Annotated in this window: 15 protein-coding genes; 7 read left to right on the forward strand and 8 right to left on the reverse strand. The window is 70.7% G+C overall.

The genetic code is table 11. From position 1 onward, the window contains the following. Positions 1-7 precede the first annotated feature (7 nt). Positions 8-871, reverse strand: a complete 864-nt coding sequence (locus tag BT98_RS0101850; protein WP_019459652.1) for an endonuclease/exonuclease/phosphatase family protein — start codon at positions 869-871, stop codon at positions 8-10. A 387-nt stretch (positions 872-1,258) separates the two neighbouring features. Here BT98_RS0101850 and BT98_RS0101855 point away from each other — a divergent pair, with 387 nt between their 5' ends. After that, positions 1,259-3,868, forward strand: coding sequence for a cation:proton antiporter (locus BT98_RS0101855; protein ID WP_019459653.1), 2,610 nt, complete (start codon positions 1,259-1,261; stop codon positions 3,866-3,868). Positions 3,869-3,965: 97 nt separating this feature from the next. On the opposite strand, the gene BT98_RS0101860 is transcribed toward BT98_RS0101855, so the two are convergent. The 6 genes from BT98_RS0101860 to BT98_RS0101885 all read right to left on the reverse strand — a co-directional run bounded on the left by BT98_RS0101860 (position 3,966) and on the right by BT98_RS0101885 (position 11,479). Continuing rightward, complete coding sequence (locus BT98_RS0101860) at positions 3,966-4,640, reverse strand: endonuclease/exonuclease/phosphatase family protein (RefSeq protein WP_019459654.1); 675 nt, start codon at positions 4,638-4,640, stop codon at positions 3,966-3,968. A gap of 89 nt (positions 4,641-4,729) precedes the next feature. Next, positions 4,730-6,871, reverse strand: coding sequence for a VTT domain-containing protein (locus BT98_RS0101865; protein WP_027297133.1), 2,142 nt, complete (start codon positions 6,869-6,871; stop codon positions 4,730-4,732). 189 nt (positions 6,872-7,060) lie between these two features. Then, entirely contained in the window at positions 7,061-7,510 is a 450-nt protein-coding gene (locus tag BT98_RS0101870; protein WP_019459656.1) for a hypothetical protein, read from the reverse strand. 169 nt (positions 7,511-7,679) lie between these two features. Then, entirely contained in the window at positions 7,680-9,317 is a 1,638-nt protein-coding gene (locus BT98_RS0101875; RefSeq protein WP_026032951.1) for an NAD(P)/FAD-dependent oxidoreductase, read from the reverse strand. A 248-nt stretch (positions 9,318-9,565) separates the two neighbouring features. After that, positions 9,566-10,768, reverse strand: coding sequence for a 5-aminolevulinate synthase (hemA, locus tag BT98_RS0101880; protein WP_019459658.1), 1,203 nt, complete (start codon positions 10,766-10,768; stop codon positions 9,566-9,568). A 39-nt stretch (positions 10,769-10,807) separates the two neighbouring features. Beyond that, complete coding sequence (locus BT98_RS0101885) at positions 10,808-11,479, reverse strand: tyrosine-protein phosphatase (RefSeq protein WP_019459659.1); 672 nt, start codon at positions 11,477-11,479, stop codon at positions 10,808-10,810. A gap of 167 nt (positions 11,480-11,646) precedes the next feature. On the opposite strand from BT98_RS0101885, the gene BT98_RS0101890 reads away from it, so the two are divergent. From BT98_RS0101890 to BT98_RS0101900, 3 genes are all read left to right on the forward strand, one after another. After that, the gene (locus BT98_RS0101890; protein WP_019459660.1) at positions 11,647-11,838 is read left to right on the forward strand and encodes a hypothetical protein; all 192 of its coding nucleotides are present in this window, start codon (positions 11,647-11,649) and stop codon (positions 11,836-11,838) included. Positions 11,839-11,840: 2 nt separating this feature from the next. Further along, positions 11,841-12,044 (forward strand): hypothetical protein, encoded by a 204-nt coding sequence (locus tag BT98_RS0101895; protein ID WP_019459661.1) that lies wholly within the window; start codon positions 11,841-11,843, stop codon positions 12,042-12,044. Between the two features lie 125 nt (positions 12,045-12,169). Next, positions 12,170-12,724, forward strand: coding sequence for an NADPH-dependent FMN reductase (locus tag BT98_RS0101900; protein WP_019459662.1), 555 nt, complete (start codon positions 12,170-12,172; stop codon positions 12,722-12,724). Positions 12,725-12,794: 70 nt separating this feature from the next. On the opposite strand, the gene hemF is transcribed toward BT98_RS0101900, so the two are convergent. Next, positions 12,795-13,769: an oxygen-dependent coproporphyrinogen oxidase gene (hemF, locus tag BT98_RS0101905; RefSeq protein ID WP_019459663.1), complete on the reverse strand. Its 975-nt coding sequence runs from the start codon at positions 13,767-13,769 to the stop codon at positions 12,795-12,797. 298 nt (positions 13,770-14,067) lie between these two features. Here hemF and petA point away from each other — a divergent pair, with 298 nt between their 5' ends. From petA to BT98_RS0101920, 3 genes are read left to right on the forward strand one after another with little or no spacing between them, the layout of a single operon-like run. Then, on the forward strand, positions 14,068-14,706 hold the full coding sequence (gene petA, locus BT98_RS0101910) for a ubiquinol-cytochrome c reductase iron-sulfur subunit (RefSeq protein ID WP_019459664.1): 639 nt from the start codon (positions 14,068-14,070) through the stop codon (positions 14,704-14,706). Positions 14,707-14,765: 59 nt separating this feature from the next. Beyond that, on the forward strand, positions 14,766-16,043 hold the full coding sequence (locus BT98_RS0101915; protein WP_019459665.1) for a cytochrome b: 1,278 nt from the start codon (positions 14,766-14,768) through the stop codon (positions 16,041-16,043). Continuing rightward, positions 16,043-16,831 carry a cytochrome c1 gene (locus tag BT98_RS0101920; protein WP_019459666.1) on the forward strand — a complete coding sequence of 263 codons (789 nt, stop codon included), beginning with the start codon at positions 16,043-16,045 and terminating at the stop codon, positions 16,829-16,831. The genes BT98_RS0101915 and BT98_RS0101920 overlap by 1 nt, the downstream gene beginning before the upstream one ends. Positions 16,832-16,893 lie beyond the last annotated feature (62 nt).

The following is a 16,893-nucleotide window of genomic DNA, read 5'->3' on the forward strand; positions in this document are numbered from 1 at the left end:
GCCAGGGTCAGCCCACGCTGGCGAGCCGGGGCGTGGCGTCCTCGGCGGCACCATCCAGCAGGTCGAGTCGCAGCAGGGCCTTCAGCGGCAGGTGGTCGGAGGCGACGCGGGAGAGGGCGGTGTCATGCGCCTCCACCGAATGCACCAGCCCGTTCGGCCAGCCCAGGATGCGGTCCAGCGAGAGCACCGGCATCCGGGTCGGGAAGCTGGCCGGTCCCTCGTTCATGGGGCCGAAGAAGGGTTCCAGCGACCGCAGCGCCGAACGCCGTCCGGGCCGCCACTCGTTCAGGTCCCCCATCATGAGGGTGGGCATGGAGGCACCCTCCGCGATGCTGCGCAGGATGGCAGCGCCCTGGCGCATGCGGCAGTTGCGGAGAAGGCCGAAATGGGCGGCCACCACCCGCAGCCGGCCCCCCGGCAGGTCCAGCTCCGCGATCACCGCGCCGCGCGGCTCCGCCCCGGGCAGGGCGAGCCGGTGCAGGCGAAGCGGCGTGCCCTCCCGCAGCAGGATGGCGTTGCCGTGCCAGCCATGCCCGTCCGGCAGGTCGGAGACCTGCAGCAGGTGCAGCCCGCTTTCCCGCCGCAGCGTGGCGGCATCGAGCAGGCCATAGCGGCGGCCGAAGCGGCGGTCGGCTTCCTGGATCGCCACCAGGTCGGCATCCATCTCCCCGATCACCGCCGCGATGCGCTGCGGGTCGAAGCGCCCGTCCCGGCCCACGCATTTGTGCACGTTGTAGGAGGCGACCCGCAGGGTTACGCCGCCCGGCGCCTCCCCCGGATGGGGATGGTGCACAGCCCGGGGCCCACGCCGGGCATCGCGGATGCGGCGCAGGAGCTGGCGGGCCGAGCGGCTGTCCGAAGGGAGCTTCATGGCCGTGGGGACAGGGAGGGCGCGGGGCCCGGGGACAGGGGGAGGCGCGGTCCTGCGGACGCAGGGCGGGGGGCCAGGGCCGGCCGGTGCCACGAGGCTGGGAGCATGGCTTTTACATGTGCCACCCGGCCCCGGGCCGCAAGCCGGACGGCGCCTCCGCGGACGCATGGCCCGGCCGCGTCCGCACGGGCCCGCGCCGCGCAACGGAGAGCGGCGGACGTGCCCCGGTGCGACGGAATGCGCGGATCGGCAAGGATCGCGACACATTCCGGAGACCTGGGGGTACGATAATGCCTCCTTCAACGGGGAGGCGGGCCTGTGCCCCGCGCCATGCCGATGCCGCATTCCGTCACATTTCCTCACCGCATCGGGTAGAAGCTGCCGGTGATGCTGATCAACCTTCCCCATATCCTCCTGGCCATCGCCGCGCTCCTGGTGGTGGTGAGCGCCGTGCAGCCCCTGGCGAAGCGCCTGATGGTTTCCGACACGGTGCTGCTGGCGGTGGTGGGAACCGTGCTGGGCGGCGGGGCCGCCTATCTGATGGAACAGCGGGTGAACAAGGCGATCGACGACGTCGCCGGCACGCTGATCAACTTCCCGGTGAACGCGGAGGTCTTCCTCTTCATCTTCCTGCCGCTGCTGGTCTTCCACGGCGCCCTCTCCATCGACGTGCGGCGCCTGGCGCGCGACGCCGCGCCGGTGCTGGTCCTGGCGGTGGTGGCGGTTCTGGTGACCACGGCGGCGATCGGCTTCGCGCTGGCTCCCATCGCGGGCGTGCCGCTGGCCTCCTGCCTGCTGCTGGGTGCCATCGTCGCCACGACCGACCCCTCGGCGGTGGTGGGCGTCTTCCGCGACATCGGCGCCGACAGCCGGCTGACCCGGCTGGTGGAGGGCGAGAGCCTGCTGAACGACGCGGCGGCCATCTCGATCTTCACCATCCTGCTGGCGCAGATCGTGGGGCATCACGAGCCGGACTGGCTGGCCGGCGGCGTGACGCTGGTGGTCTCCTTCGTGGAGGGGCTGGCGGTCGGCTTCGTCTTCGCGCGGGCCATGCTCTTCGTCATGCCCGTGCTGGGCGGCAACCGGGCGGCCGAGGTGACGATGACGCTCGCGCTGCCCTATTTCGCCTATATCCTCTGCGACGAGGTCCTGGGCGCCTCCGGCGTGGTGGCGGCGGCGGCGGCGGGGCTGACGGTCAGCGCCATCGGCCCCTCCACCTTCCGGCCGCAGAGCTGGTCCTATCTCACCGATGTCTGGGGACAGCTCGCCTTCTGGGCCAGCTCGCTGGTCTTCGTACTGGCCTCGATGCTGGTGCCGCGGCTGCTGCTCGGCATGACACGGTGGGACCTGGTGCTGGTCGGCGCGGTGGTGCTGGCCGCCACGCTGGCCCGGGCGGTGGTGCTCTTTGGCCTGCTGCCGGTCCTGCGCTGGGTCGGCATCTCGCAGCGTATCCCGATCCGCTTCAAGGTCACCATCCTCTGGGGGGGCTTGCGCGGCGCCATCACCCTGGCGCTGGCGCTGTCGGTGACCGAGCATGTCGGCGTGCCGGCGGCGACGCAGCGCTTCATCACCATCCTGGCCACCGGCTACGTGCTCTTCACCCTGCTGGTGAACGGCACCACGCTGCGCTTCCTGGTGCGGGCGCTGAAGCTCGACCAGCTCTCGCCCACCGACCAGGCGCTGCGCAACCAGGTGGTGGCCATCGGGCTCGGCGAGGTGCGGGACCGGCTGCGCGACACGGCACGCGACTTCGGCTTCTCCCCCCAGGCCTGCGCCCATGTCCTCGACATGTACGAGCGCCGGGTGAAGGTCGAGACCGCCGCCAACACCTTCGACACGGCGATCGGCGACCGCGACCGCGTGACGCTGGGCCTGATCACCTATGCCTCGCAGGAACGCGCCGTCCTGCTGGAGATCTTCAAGGACCATGGCCTTTCCCGCCGTGTCATGGAGAACCTGCTCTGGACCGCGGAGAGCATGATCGACGGGGCCCGCTCCGAGGGGCGGCTCGGCTACATCCAGGCGGCGCGGCGGCGGCTGCGGCCGACGCTGCGCTTCCAGGCGGCGCAGTGGCTGCACCGGAACTTCCGCATCGACACGCCGCTGATGCACTGCATGGCCGAGCGTTTCGAGACCCTGCTGCTCACGCATCTGGTGTCCGTCGCCATGTCGCGCTTCATGCGCCGCCGCATGGAGCCGGTGCTGGGTGCCCGCGTGACCGAGGTGGTGAGCGACATCGTCGCGCGGCGGGAGGACCTGCTGGCCGACGCGATGGACACGCTGCGCCTGCAATACCCTGGCTATGCCGAGGCGCTGGAGAGTCGGATGCTGCGCCAGATCGGGCTGCGGCAGGAGGCGGACGAGTATGCCAGCCTGCGCAGTGAATCGCTGATCGGGGAGGAGCTCTACGAGGAGCTGTCCCGGTCGCTGGACCAGGCGCGCCGCCATATCGGCCGGCCGCTGAAGTTCAACCTGCAATCCGGGCTCGACATGCGGATCAAGGATTTTCCCGTCTTCATCGGGTTGCAGGAGGCGGTGCTGCACGACATTGCCATCAGCATGACGGTGCGCTTCACCGTGCCGGGCGAGCGCATCTACCGCCCCGGGCAGAAGGCGCATTCGGTCTATTTCATCAGTTCCGGCGAAGTCGAATTCATGCAGGACGGCCAGGAAGTCCGGCTGGGCCCCAACGAGTTCTTCGGGGAGCACGAGCTGATCCATGGCGGCCGCCGCAAGGCCCGCGCGCGGGCCACCAGCTTCTGCCACCTGCTGGAGCTGAGCGCCGCGGATTTCCAGCGCATGATCCTGGACGCGCCGCAGCTGGTGGGCCGCTTCGAGCGGCTGGCCGGCGACCGGCTGCCCTCCCGGGAGGTGGTGGCGGAACAGGACGACGGGGAGGACGGGGAGACGGCAGAGATGCGCTACGTGACCGCGACGCCCGAGCCGCCCTTCCGCATCGCCGACGAGACCCGGGACCGGGTGTCCGAGGAACGCTGACGGTCCTGTCCGGCGTTGCGCTTCCCTGGCGGAGAGAGGGGCCGGCGGGAAAGGCAGCGCCTCTCCCCCGGGGCCGGCCGCTACGCGCGACGGCGGGCTACCCGCCCGGCCATTCGATTTCCGCCAGGACGGGCAGGTGGTCGGAGGCTTCCCGGGCGGCGGGGTCGGTCCAGCTCCGGCGCAGGAGCTGGCGCGGGCGGCCGTAGATCCGGTCCAGCGAAAGCAGCGGGCGCCGCACGGGGAAGGTCCTTTCCCGCGTGCGGACCGGCAGGATGCCGAGGAAGGCGCGGTCCACGGCGCCGCGCCAGCTCCATTCGTTGAAGTCGCCCATGGCCAGGGCGGGGCCTTCCACCTGTCGCGCCAGCCCGGCCAGGACCCTTGCCTGGTGCCGCCTTTCGCGTCCCTGCAGGCCGAAATGCGCCGAGAAGACGTGCAGCGGGCCGCCGGCGAGGTCCAGCACCGCCGAGATCACCGCGCGCGGCTCGCGCCCCGGCAGGGAGGCGTCGTGTACCGCCGCCTCGCGCAGGGGCAGGCGGCTGATCAGCATGTGGCCGTAGCTGCCCCCGGCCTCGCGCATCGTGGGGGCCTCCACCGCCTGCCCGCCCAGGGCCTCGCGCAGCAGGCGGAAGGGCTGCTCGCCATCATGGCGGTTGCGGCCCTCCACCTCCTGCAAGGCGACCAGGTCGGGCGCGTGGCGCCGCACCAGGGCGATGACGCGGCCGAGGTCGTAGCGCCCGGCGGGGCAGATCCCGGCATGGATGTTCCAGCTCATGACGCGCAGGCCGCCCGGCGGCTTGTGTGATGGCGGCTTGTGTGATGGCGGCGCGGGTGATGGCGGCAGGGCCTTGCGGTGCGGCAAGCTCAGCCCTCGTGCCGCAGGTGCCGGACGAGACGCTGGAGGCCCCAGGTGACGCCCGCCCAGAGCACCATCAGCCCGAGCAGCAGCGCCACGTTCTCCACCGTGGGGAATTCCAGGATGCGGGTCATCCGGTCGCCCAGCGCCGACATCAGCACCACGCCCGGCAGCAGGCCCAGGAAGGTGCCGGCCATGTAGTCGAAGAAGCGGATGCGCATCGCCCCGGCGACGAGGTTGACCAGGGTGAAGGGTGCCACCGGCAGCAGGCGGATGGCGGTGACCGCCATGATGCCGTTGCGGGCCACGCTCTGGCTGACGCGGTTGATGCGGGGGCCCAGGAAGCGCCGCAGCAGGTCCGGCCCCATGCGGCGGCCCAGGCCGTACATGGCGGCGGCGCTGAGCATGGCGCCGCCGGTGGCATAGCCCAGCCCCGGCCAGGTGCCGAAGGCGGCGGCGGTGGCGATGATCAGCACGTTGACCGGAAAGGCCAGCAGGCCGAGCAGCAGGAAGAGGCCGATGGCCGCGAAGGGGCCCCAGCCGCCGCCTTCGTCCAGCATGGCGCGGATGGCGGAGGGCGAGACGAGGTCCGCCATCGGCGTGTAGCGCCAGAGCAGGCCGATGGCCACGACCGGCACCAGCACCAGCAGCGCCTTCAGCAGCAGCGGCCAGGGCTTGCCGCCGGGATTGCCGGGGGCGAAGTCGGCGAAGAATTCCTCCGCCCCGATCGGGCGGTGCGGGTCGGCTGCCGCTTCCAGCGTGGGCACGCGCTCGTGTCGCTTCAACTCGCCATCCTCGATGGGGCGCAGGGAATGGTCCCCGCCATTCAGGGCATCCACCGCCGCGAACAGCGCGCCGTGCCTGCCGAGGGCCTCCGTCGCCGCCTCGCCCGAAACGCCCAGATGCTCGCCGAGGAGGCGGCCCAGGACGCGCCGCACCGACCGGCGCCCGGCCTCGTCCCCAGCCTCTAGGATCAGGTCGCATTCCGTGTCCGTGCCCATGGACCGGTTGCAGAGGTTGGAGGAGCCGACGCGCAGCAGCCGGTCGTCGATGATCATGACCTTGGCATGCACCATGACCTCGTGCTCGGTCCGCGTCCCGCGCACATGCGGGAAGACCAGCCGGACGCGCCCGCCCATGCCGGCGCGGCGGATGGCGCGCATGAAGCGGATTCTCCCGGCCAGCATGGTGCGGTGCTCCAGCCAGGTGTGGTGCGTCTTCGGGCAGACCAGGAGGATCTGGAGTTCCGGCCGCTCCTTCAGCCGGCGGATGAAGGCGCGGGCGATGGTGCCGCAGGTGAGGAACTGGTTCTCCGCGTAGATCCAGCACTCCGCGGTGGCGATGGTGTCGAGGTAGAGCTGCCGGATCTCGCGGATGGGGGGCTGTCGGTGCCCGTCGCGGTCCTCCGTGGCGGGCTCGGTGCGGGCGATGCCCACGGCGATGTCATGGAAATCCGGCGCCACGCCCTCCGGCCATGGATCGTGCGGGGCGGGCGGGGCGGGCGGCAGTTCCTCGCAGGCGGCGCGGGCCCAGCGGCGGCGCACCAGCTCCGCCAGATCAGCGGCGGCGGGGCCGTCCACCAGCATCTGCACGTCGTGGAAGGGCGGGTAGGGCGCGCCGCCGGGATCGACGCGCAACGGGTTGTCCGGGTCGTGCTCCGCCGTGTCCCAGCGGCGGATGGTCAGGTCCAGCCCGCCGGCGAAGGCGATGGCGCCGTCCACCACCACGATCTTCTGGTGGTGGGAGGCGCCGAAGGGGACCGTATCGTCCAGGGAGAGCTCGACATTGGGAGGCGTGTTCCAGCGCAGCGCCAGTACCGGCAGCAGCTCGCGCTCCATGGCGTAGAGGACGGAATAGTCCCAGAGCAGCAGGCGGATCCTGAGGTCCGGATTGCGCTCGGCCAGGGCGCTCAGGAAGGGGCCGAGCGTTTCCGGCAGCCCGTCCTCCACCCGGCCGGAGGGGCCGGCCAGCGGCGTGCGGCTGTCGATGTCCCAGCCGACGATCTGGATGCTGTGCCGGGCATTGCGGAGCGCCTTCCGCAGCGCGTCGTAGTAGGGCGCGGCATCCGGCAGCAGCGTGGCCCGTTCCGCCTGCGCCAGCCGCCAAAGGTTGCGGCCGGGCTGGAGGAGCGCCGCACGCCCTGACAGCATCGCTGGACGCCAGCGCCTGATCGCCCTGATGTTACCCACCCGCAAGCCACCTGCCATATCCGGACCGAGGCCCTAACGCGGCTGGAGGCAGTCCGTTTTGCATTGCGGAAGCCCTGTGCCGTAGGGCCGCCCCGGCCGTGACTGGCACCGGCCCCAACCCGTACCAGTTATGGTTGTGGCGCGCGGGGGTCAATCCGCCCGGAACTGGGTCGGGTCGGAAATGCCCATCTCGTGGCCCTTGCGGTCGAAGGCTTCCTCGTAGACCACCGCGAGCCGGGTCTTCACCTCGCCATCCGCGTAGTGCTGGCCGCTCGGCTCGCTGGCGCGGGGCGCCTCGGTTCCCAGGGAAACCAGATAGAGGCCCTGGGCCCGCAGCCCCTCGGCATGCATGGCCTCCACGCTCAGCCGCGTTTCCGCCTCGCCCAGCTTCTCCCGCATCCTCGCCAGTTCCTCCCGCAGCGCGGCGATCTCGCGCGTCTGGGCCGCCGTACGGGTCTTTCCGGCGGCCAGTTCGTCCTTCTGGCTGCTGGCCTGCATGCGCAGCCGGACCACCTCGTCCGCCAGCCGCAGGCTCATGCTCTCCAGCTCGTCGATCGTGGCCGCCGGGGCATGGGCAACGAGGGGGGGCGGGATGGGCATGCGGTCCTCCTGGCTTTTCCCGGGGCGTTTTCCCGGGCCCGGCCGGTTAGGCGGGCCAGGCGGCAGGATTATGGCCGGTTCCCGCTGGAGGAGCGAGAAAGGCGTGATTTCCGTGCCCTGGCCCCGTTTCGGGCGGCCTGGGCCGGTGGAGAGGCCGGGTCGCAGTGGCTCAGGCGGCGGCCCGCGTTTCCACAGCCCCCAACAGGCTCCGCCCCACCGCCTCGGCGATGCGGATGCCGTCCACCCCGGCGGACAGAATGCCGCCCGCATAGCCCGCGCCCTCGCCGGCCGGGAACAGGCCGCGCGTGTTCAGGCTTTGCAGGTCCTCGCCGCGGCGGATGCGCAGCGGGGAGGAGGTGCGCGTCTCCACCCCCGTCATCACCGCATCCTCCATGGCGAAGCCCGGGATCTGCCGGGCGAAGGCGGGCAGGGCCTCGCGGATCGCCGCCACGGCGAAATCCGGCAGGCAGAGGGCGAGGTCGGTGGGCGTCACCCCCGGCTTGTAGGAGGGGATGACGCTGCCGAGTTCCGTCGAGGGGCGTCCGGCCAGGAAATCGCCGACGCGCTGCGCCGGGGCGGCATAGGTGCCGCCGCCCGCCTCGAAGGCCAGGGATTCCCAGTGGCGCTGGAACGCGATGCCGGACAGCGGCCCACCCGGATAGTCGTCCGGGGTGATGCTGACCACGATGCCGGAATTGGCGTTCCGCTCGGCGCGGGAATACTGGCTCATGCCGTTGGTCACGACGCGTCCGGGCTCCGACGTCGCGGCCACCACCGTGCCGCCGGGGCACATGCAGAAGGAATAGACCGCCCGCCCGTTGGCGGCGTGGTGGACCAGCTTGTAGTCCGCCGCCCCCAGCGTCCTGTGTCCGGCGAAGGGGCCGAAGCGGGCGCGGTCGATCAGCGACTGCGGATGCTCGATCCGCACGCCGAGGGAGAAGGGCTTGGGCTCCATGTAGACGCCGCGCTCGTGCAGCATGGCGAAGCTGTCCCGGGCGCTGTGGCCCAGGGCCAGCACCACATGGTCGGCGCGGATGCGCTCGCCGTCCTGGAGCACCACGCCGCGGACCTGGCGCGTGCCGTCCGGAGCGGTCCCGATCTCCAGGTCCTCGACCCGCGCGCCGAAGCGGTATTCGCCGCCCAGGGCTTCCACCGTCGCGCGGATGCTTTCCACCATGGTGACGAGGCGGAAGGTGCCGATATGCGGCTTGGAGACGAAGAGGATCTCCTCCGGCGCCCCGGCCTTCACGAATTCCTCCAGCACCTTCCGGCCCAGGTTCTGCGGGTCCTTGATGCCGGAATAGAGCTTGCCGTCGGAGAAGGTGCCCGCGCCGCCCTCGCCGAACTGCACGTTGCTCTCGGGCGTCAGCACCGATTTGCGCCAGAGCGCCCAGGTGTCCTTGGTGCGTTCCCGCACCACCTTGCCGCGCTCCAGGATGATGGGGCGGAAGCCCATCTGCGCCAGGACCAGCCCGGCCATCAGCCCGCAGGGGCCGGCGCCGATCACCACCGGACGATTGGCGAAGCCCTCCGGCGCCCGTGCCACGAAGCGGTAGCGCGTGTCGGGCGCCGGGGCGATGTTGCGGTCCTGGGCGAAGCGGCGCAGCACCGCGGCCTCGTTCCGCAGCTCCACGTCCAGCGTATAGACCAGCAGGATCTGGGACTTCTTGCGCGCGTCATGGCCGCGCCGCGCCACGGTGAAGCCCAGCAGATCCGCCTCCGTCACGCCAAGGCGCCGCAGCAGCGCGGCGCGCAGGGCGGGCTCGGGATGGTCCAGGGGCAGGCGAAGCTCGGTCAGGCGCAGCATGTCGGCGGAAGGATGCGGGTCATCCGGGGAGAGATAGGTCGCGCCGCCGCGCGCACCAAGCTGGAGAAACATCGCCCGCGCCATGCGTTCGATGCGCGGCGGGGACGTTGCCCCCCGGCCACGCCCGGAGTGGCTGCCTCTGGCCGCGTTGTGCCCCGTGGCTGGCCGCCGGGGGGGCGCCTCTCGCCTCGGGGAGAGCGCAACGCCGGATCAGAAGCGCGACCCGGCGCGGAGAGCCGCCGCCCGGATCAGGCGGCGAAGGCGGCCCGGAGCTGGCGCAGCACCTGGGCCACGGCCCGCGCGGCCTGGGCAATTTCCGCATCGCCATGCAGCGGGGTGGGGGTGAAGCGCAGGCGTTCCGTTCCACGTGGGACGGTGGGGTAGTTGATCGGCGTCACATAGAGGCCGTGGTCCTCCAGCAGCAGGCGGCTGACCTCGCGGCACAGGGCGGCGTCGCCGACGCGCACCGGCACGATATGGCTCATCGAGGGCATGGGCTCCACGCCCGCCTCGCGGAACGCGGCCTTCAGCCGCGCAGCCCGTTCCTGGTGTCGTTCCCGCAGTGCCGTCGCGCCCTTCACATGGCGGACGGAGGCCAGGGCGGCGGCGGCGATGCAGGGCGGCATGGAGGTGGTGAAGATGAAGCCCGAGGCGGAGGAGCGCAGCCAGTCGATCACCGCCGCATCGCCCGCGACATAGCCGCCATGGCAGCCGAAGGCCTTGCCCAGCGTGCCCTGGACGATGTCGATGCCGTCCAGCACCCCGTCGCGCTCCGCCACGCCGGCGCCGTGCTCGCCGTACATGCCGACGGCATGGACCTCGTCGAGATAGGTCAGCGCGCCGTGCCTGCGGGCAACGGCGATGATGTCCGCTAGCGGGCCGATATCCGCGTCCATGGAATAGACGGATTCGAAGGCGACCAGCTTGTTCACCCCCGGTTCGGCACGGGCGAGCAGCTCGTCCAGATGGGCCACGTCGTTGTGGCGCCAGATCGCCTTCCGGGCGTTCTTCATGCCCGCGATCATGGAGGCGTGGTTCTTCTCGTCGGAGAAGACCTGCCAGTTGCCGCCCATGCTGGCCAGGATGGTGCCCAGCGCCGCCTGGTTGGCGACATAGCCGGAAGTGAAGACCAGCGCCGCCTCCTTCCGGTGCAGCGTGGCCAGCTCGGCCTCCAGCGCGACATGGTAGGGCGTGTTGCCGGAGATGTTGCGCGTGCCGCCGGAGCCGACGCCGTGCTCCTCGACCGCCCGCTTCGCGGCCTCGGCCAGGATGTCGGAGCCGCCGAGGCCAAGATAGTCGTTGGAGGACCAGACCAGAACCTCCCGCCCATCCGGCATGGTGTAGCGGGGGAAGCCGTGGCGCGACTTGCTGAGGTCGGCGAAGGTCCGGTAGCGCCCTTCGGCCTTCATCTGGGCCAGTTCGCGGCGGCAGTGATCGTGAAACGGGTGCATGGCGTCTCCGCGACAGGCGGGAGGATATAAGGGGGTGGCCTACTCCCGCCGCAACAGCCCGTCCACGATGCGGTCGGCCCAGGGGCGGGAGGTGAAGGACTGGCGAAGCGCGGCCTCGTCGTAATCCTCGCGCAGCCAGTCGAGGAAGGGCTTGGGGGAGGCCCCGCTCCGACAGGCCCTGGCATAGAGCCGGAAGAAGGCATCGAGAATCCCCGTCCTGCTGGCGGAGATATGCCCCCAGCGCAGGGAAAGCTGCGCTACCGCCTCCTCGGGCGGGCGCCCCTGCAGCAGCAGCCAGAGCCCCGCCGCCAGCCCGGTGCGGTCGGCGCCGGACTTGCAGTGGATCAGCACGGGCTCCTCGATCCGCCCGAAGAGTTCCGCCAGGCGCAGGATGCGGTCCTTGTGCGGGGCGCCCCGGCTCTCGAAGGGGGCGTCGTAATGCGCCAGCCCGAGTCGCAGCGCCGCCTCACGCGACAGGGCGTCGGAGCCGCATTCCACCCGCTGCCCGCGGAGATTGACCACGGAGCGCAGCCCGAAGCGCCGCGCCGCCTGGGCGAGCTGCCAGGGCTGGGGGTGGTTGGAGCGGTACAGGCGACCCGGTTCGACCGCGCCCCAGTTCCGCCAGCCGATGCGCAGGATGGAGTGGTCGTGCAGGAGGCTGTCCGCCCAGGCGGCACGGCGCCCAGCGGGGGTGGAGGGATCTTTCGGCACGCCAGGGGTATGGCGTCGCGTCCGGGCCAGGACAAGCGGCAGGCCCGGGCGGAAAGGCAGGGCTGGCACCATGCGCCGTGATGGGCTGGCCCGGCGAGGGGCAACGGAGCCCGGCCCGGAAGCGTTAGGAGGGGCGGGACCAGAACAAGGGAAAGAAGGAAGACGCCATGAGCAACGCCCATCTCCCTCCCGTGCCGCCGGAGAACCGAAGCCCGCATGGTGGCAGCAACGCCGGAAAAGGCGAGATTTCGCCGAAGGAGGCCAAGGCCAACGCCACGCAGCGCGACCCGGCGCAGCAGGGCCGCCAGGGCAACACGCATCAGAACACCACCCACCAGGGCTATCAGCAGGACCGGTGAGGATGTCCACCAGCAAGAAGACCGAGGAGGCCGACCGGTCCGGCGGAGGGCCCGGCAGCAGCCATCAGGGCGGCAACCACGGCCATTCCACCCGCCACGCGGAGGAGCTCCGGCCCGGTGAGGCCACCAGCACCTCGCGCAGCCAGGTATCCGGCGGCGGAGGCGAGGCGGACCGCCACCACAGTTCCGATCCGCGCCGGAAATAGCGGCGATAGCGGGTGGTGATGGCGCTGTTGCACTGCGCCATTTCCGCGGCCGTCGGCGGGGCCTAAGTCAGGGGCGGCGGGTCGGGGCTTCGTCCCGGCCTGCATTTTCCTGACCAAGAGGCCCGATGAGCGACTCCCTCAAGATCCTGGCCCTGTCCGGCAGTCTCCGGAAAGGCTCCTACAACACGGCGCTGCTGCATGCGGCCGCGGAACTGGCACCTGCGGGTGTCACGGTGCGGGTCTTCGACCTCGGCGAGATCCCGCTCTACAACGACGACGTCCGGACCCAGGGCTATCCCGCCCCGGTCGAGGCCCTGCGGCTCGCCGTGGCGGATGCGGATGCGCTGCTCATCTCCACGCCGGAATACAACCGCTCCTTCTCCGGCGTGATCAAGAACGCGCTGGACTGGGTGTCCCGCCCGCCCGCGCCGCCCGCCATCGGCAAGGTGGCCTCGGTGATCGGCGCCGGACCCGGTGTGCTCGGCACCGCGCTCGCCAACTATCAGCTCCGGCAGGTGCTCTCGATCATGAGCTGCCACGTGCTGCCCGGCGGCGAGGTCCTGGTCGGCGGCGCCGGCAGCAAGTTCGACGCGGAAGGGCGGCTGACCGACGAGGGCACACGGAAGTTCCTGGGCGAACACCTGGAGAAGCTGGCCGAGCTGGCGCGCCGCCTGAAATAGGCGGCCCGGGCCTTCGGGGGGCTGGCGGCTCAGGGCCGAAGGTCGGAGCCAGTGAGCCAGGGCCAATAGGTCAGGGCCAGCGGACCTCGGGCGGCAGGGACATCAGGATCGCCTCGGTGTTGCCGCCCGTCTTCAGCCCGAACAGCGTGCCGCGGTCGTGGATCAGGTTGAACTCCACGTAGCGGCCGCGCCGGACGAGCTGGTTCTCCCGTTCCTCCGGCGTCCAGGGCTCATGCATCCGGCGCCGCACGATGGCCGGATAGGCGGCGAGGAAGGCCTCGCCCACGTCGCGGGTGAAGGCGAAGTGGTCCGCCAGCCTGTCCTCCGCGTCGTCCCGCCCCAGCCAGTCGTAGAAGATCCCGCCCAGCCCGCGCGGCTCGTTGCGGTGCGGCAGGAAGAAGTACTCGTCGCACCAGGCCTTGAAGCGCGGATAGTAGGACGGATCGTGCCGATCGCAGGCGGCGTGGAAGGCGGCGTGGAAGCCCGCCGCATCCTCCCGCGCCTCGGGTGCCTCGGGCACCATGGGGGTCAGGTCGCCGCCGCCGCCGAACCAGCTTCGCGTCGTGGTGATGAAGCGGGTGTTCATGTGCGCCGCCGGCACGCGGGGGGAACGCATATGCGCCACCAGCGACACGCCGGTGGCCAGGAAGCGCGGGTCCTCCTCGGCCCCGGGAATCGAGCGGCGGAATTCCGGCGAGAACTCGCCCCAGACGGTGGAGACGTTCACCCCCACCTTCTCGAAGACCCGACCGCGCATCACCGACATCACGCCACCGCCGCCTTCCGGGCGCTGCCAGGGACGGCGCTCGAAGCGGCCGGGCGGCAGGCCGGCATGGGGGGTGGAGGAGAGCTCGTCCTCGATCGCCTCGAAGGTCGCGCAGAGCCGGTCGCGCAGCGATTCGAACCAGGCGCGGGCCGGGGCGGCGAGGGGGTGGCGCGCCAGGGAGATATCGGGGGCGGCACCGGGGGCTTCCGCCCGGGCATCGTCGCGGGCGCCGCCACCGGCCGTGCCGGCGGGAAGGCTGTCAGGCGGGATCTGTGTCATTTCGGCACCCCGAATGTGTCGGGCGCGACAGGTGGCGTTGCCACCCGTCGCGCCACAGACTTATATGGTCGCAACAAGGGGGTGGAAACGGTGGCCGGAATGGCGACCTTTCGCGTCTCCCCAAGGTCCGACGCCGGACCCGGTCCTCCCTGGGCCGGCATGGCGGGAGGACGAACGGCTGTCTGGTTTCCATGCCTTCCGGGGTGGGCGTGTCCCAGAATGGGCATGTCGCTGAATCGGGTGTCACGGGACCGGATGGCCGGGGCACAAGATCTGGCGACGTGGGACGACAAGACGCATGGCCGAGCAGATGGCGACCGCGGGTGTATCGGGGTCGATTCCCGGACTGACGGGATCGGGCAAGACCCAGAGCGAACGTCCGGGGCTGCCGCCGCAAGGGGGCGCTTCCCACGGCCACGCCACGGGACGGCGCGACTTCCTCACACTGGTCACCGGCTCCTTCGCCCTGGTGGGCGCGGGCGCGATCGCCTGGCCCTTCATCAATTCCATGAACCCGGCGGCGGATACGCTGGCCCTTTCCACCACGGATGTGGACCTGGGGCCGGTGGCGGCGGGCCAAGCCATCACCGTGGTCTGGCGCGGCAAGCCGGTCTTCATCCGCCACCGCACGCCGGAGGAGGTGAAGGCCGCGGTGGACACGCCGATGTCGGCGCTGAAGGACCCGGCGACGGACCAGAGCCGCACCAAGCCGGGCAAGGAGCCCTGGCTGGTCGTGGTCGGCATCTGCACGCATCTGGGCTGCGTGCCGCTCGGGCAGAAGCCGACGGATGAGCGGGGCGCCTATGGCGGCTGGTTCTGCCCCTGCCACGGCAGCGTCTACGACACCGCCGGGCGGATCCGGCAGGGGCCGGCCCCGACGAATCTGGTGGTGCCGCCCTATGCCTTCACCAACGACACCCGGATTCGCATTGGCTGAGGGGCTGTACGCCGGGACGAACCCGGCGACACCGCCTGTCCAGGATTGAGGAGGATCCCATGGCCGCCCCTGGCCTGATCGAGAGCGACGTCAAGAATCCGGTGCTGCGGTGGATCGACCAGCGCATGCCGATCTTCACAATGATGGAGAAGGAATACGGCTCCTTCCCCACGCCGCGGAACTTCAACTACCTCTGGAACTTCGGCGCCATGGCCATGGTGACGCTGGTGATCATGATCGCCAGCGGCATCTTCCTGGCGATGAACTACACGCCCAACGCCAACCTAGCCTTCGACAGCGTCGAGCGCATCATGCGCGACGTGAACTACGGCTGGCTGCTGCGCTACGCCCATGCCAACGGCGCCTCGATGTTCTTCATCGTGGTCTATATCCACATCTACCGCGGGCTCTACTACGGCTCCTACAAGACGCCGCGGGAACTGCTCTGGATCCTGGGCGTGGTGCTGTTCCTGCTGATGATGGCCACGGCCTTCATGGGCTACGTGCTGCCCTGGGGGCAGATGTCCTTCTGGGGCGCCACCGTCATCACCAACCTGTTCTCGGCCTTCCCGCTGGTGGGCGAGCACATCGTGACCTGGCTCTGGGGCGGCTTCTCCGTGGACAATCCCACGCTGAACCGCTTCTTCGCCCTGCACTACCTGCTGCCCTTCGTGATCGTGGGCGTGGTCTTCCTGCACATCGCGGCGCTGCACATCGCGGGCTCGAACAATCCGCTGGGCATCCAGCCCAAGGGGCCGCAGGACACCATCCCCTTCCACCCCTACTACACGGCCAAGGACAGCGTCGGGCTGGTCGTCTACTTCATCGTCTTCGCCGTGCTGGTCTTCTTCGCGCCGAACTACCTGGGCCACCCGGACAACTACATCCCGGCCAACCCGCTGGTGACGCCGGCGCATATCGTGCCCGAATGGTACTTCCTGCCCTTCTACGCCATCCTGCGCGCGGTTCCGAGCAAGCTCGGCGGCGTGCTGATGATGTTCAGCGCCATCGCGGTGCTCTTCATACTGCCCTGGCTGGATGCCTCGCCGGTCCGCTCCATGCGCTTCCGGCCCCTGGCGCGCCCCTTCTTCTTCGTCTGGGTGGTAAGCTTCTTCGTGCTGCTCTGGATCGGCGGCAAGCCGCCGGAGGAGCCTTACGTGACCATCGGCCGCGTCGCGACGGCCTACTACTTCCTCTACTTCCTGGTGATCCTGCCGCTGCTGTCGCGGCTGGAGAAGCCCCTGCCGCTGCCCGAAAGCATCAGCCGGCCGGTGCTGCGGCGGGGCGGCGGGCCGCTGCCGGCCGGGGCCGCGGGCAAGCCAATGGAGAAGGCGTGATGATCCGTCGCCTCAAGCCTCTGGCCGGGCGCGCCGCCCTGGCATCCCTGTTCGCCCTGGGGCCGGTGCTTGCCCCGGCGCTGGCCCGGGCGGCCGAAGGCGAGGTCGAGATCCCGAAGGCGGGCTTCTCCTTCAGCAGCCCGATCGGGACCTTCGACCGCGCGGCGCTGCAGCGGGGGGCGCAGGTCTACATGCAGGTCTGCGCCAACTGCCATTCGCTGCACCAGCTCTACTACCGGAACCTGACCCAGATCGGCCTGCCGGAAGCCATGGTGCAGGCGGCCGCCGCCTCGGTGGAGGTGCCCGGCGCGCCGGACGACAACGGCCAGGTGAACCCTCGTCCCGGCCGGCCGAGCGACCGCTTCCGCGCGCCCTTCCCGAACGAGAACGCCGCGCGCGTCGCCAACAACGGCGCCCTGCCGCCGGATCTCTCGGTGATCGCCAAGGCGCGGGAAGGCGGGGCGGACTACCTCCATGCCCTGCTGGTCGGCTATGCCGATCCGCCCGAGGGCGTGAACCTGCCGGACGGGATGCACTACAACAAGTACTTCCCCGGCCACATGATCGCCATGCCCAAGCCGCTGAACGAAGGGCAGGTCGAGTTCGCGGACGGCACCAAGGCGACCGAGGACCAGATGTCGCGCGACGTCGCCACCTTCCTGGCCTGGGCCGCCGAGCCCAACCTGGAAACCCGCCGCGCCATGGGCATCAAGATCCTGATCTTCCTCGTCGTCCTGGCCGGGCTCGCCTATGCGGTGAAGCGCAGGGTCTGGGCCGACCTGCACTGAGGGCGATACCCGCCATGCCGGGAAACGGGCATGGTGGGGGCAAGCCCGTGTTCCGGGAATCC

The sequence above is a fragment of the Roseomonas mucosa ATCC BAA-692 genome, from assembly GCF_000622225.1.
GTDB lineage: Bacteria > Pseudomonadota > Alphaproteobacteria > Acetobacterales > Acetobacteraceae > Roseomonas > Roseomonas mucosa.

What these genes read in the sequence shown, in the direction of transcription:
- BT98_RS0101890 (WP_019459660.1), top strand. Translation starts at nt 11,647, where the DNA reads ATGAGCAACGCCCATCTCCCTCCCGTGCCGCCGGAGAACCGAAGCCCG.
- hemF (WP_019459663.1), bottom strand. Translation starts at nt 13,769, where the DNA reads ATGACACAGATCCCGCCTGACAGCCTTCCCGCCGGCACGGCCGGTGGC.
- BT98_RS0101850 (WP_019459652.1), bottom strand. Translation starts at nt 871, where the DNA reads ATGAAGCTCCCTTCGGACAGCCGCTCGGCCCGCCAGCTCCTGCGCCGC.
- BT98_RS0101875 (WP_026032951.1), bottom strand. Translation starts at nt 9,317, where the DNA reads ATGCTGCGCCTGACCGAGCTTCGCCTGCCCCTGGACCATCCCGAGCCC.
- BT98_RS0101895 (WP_019459661.1), top strand. Translation starts at nt 11,841, where the DNA reads ATGTCCACCAGCAAGAAGACCGAGGAGGCCGACCGGTCCGGCGGAGGG.
- BT98_RS0101900 (WP_019459662.1), top strand. Translation starts at nt 12,170, where the DNA reads ATGAGCGACTCCCTCAAGATCCTGGCCCTGTCCGGCAGTCTCCGGAAA.
- hemA (WP_019459658.1), bottom strand. Translation starts at nt 10,768, where the DNA reads ATGCACCCGTTTCACGATCACTGCCGCCGCGAACTGGCCCAGATGAAG.
- BT98_RS0101915 (WP_019459665.1), top strand. Translation starts at nt 14,766, where the DNA reads ATGGCCGCCCCTGGCCTGATCGAGAGCGACGTCAAGAATCCGGTGCTG.
- petA (WP_019459664.1), top strand. Translation starts at nt 14,068, where the DNA reads ATGGCCGAGCAGATGGCGACCGCGGGTGTATCGGGGTCGATTCCCGGA.
- BT98_RS0101860 (WP_019459654.1), bottom strand. Translation starts at nt 4,640, where the DNA reads ATGAGCTGGAACATCCATGCCGGGATCTGCCCCGCCGGGCGCTACGAC.
- BT98_RS0101920 (WP_019459666.1), top strand. Translation starts at nt 16,043, where the DNA reads ATGATCCGTCGCCTCAAGCCTCTGGCCGGGCGCGCCGCCCTGGCATCC.
- BT98_RS0101855 (WP_019459653.1), top strand. Translation starts at nt 1,259, where the DNA reads ATGCTGATCAACCTTCCCCATATCCTCCTGGCCATCGCCGCGCTCCTG.
- BT98_RS0101870 (WP_019459656.1), bottom strand. Translation starts at nt 7,510, where the DNA reads ATGCCCATCCCGCCCCCCCTCGTTGCCCATGCCCCGGCGGCCACGATC.
- BT98_RS0101865 (WP_027297133.1), bottom strand. Translation starts at nt 6,871, where the DNA reads ATGCTGTCAGGGCGTGCGGCGCTCCTCCAGCCCGGCCGCAACCTTTGG.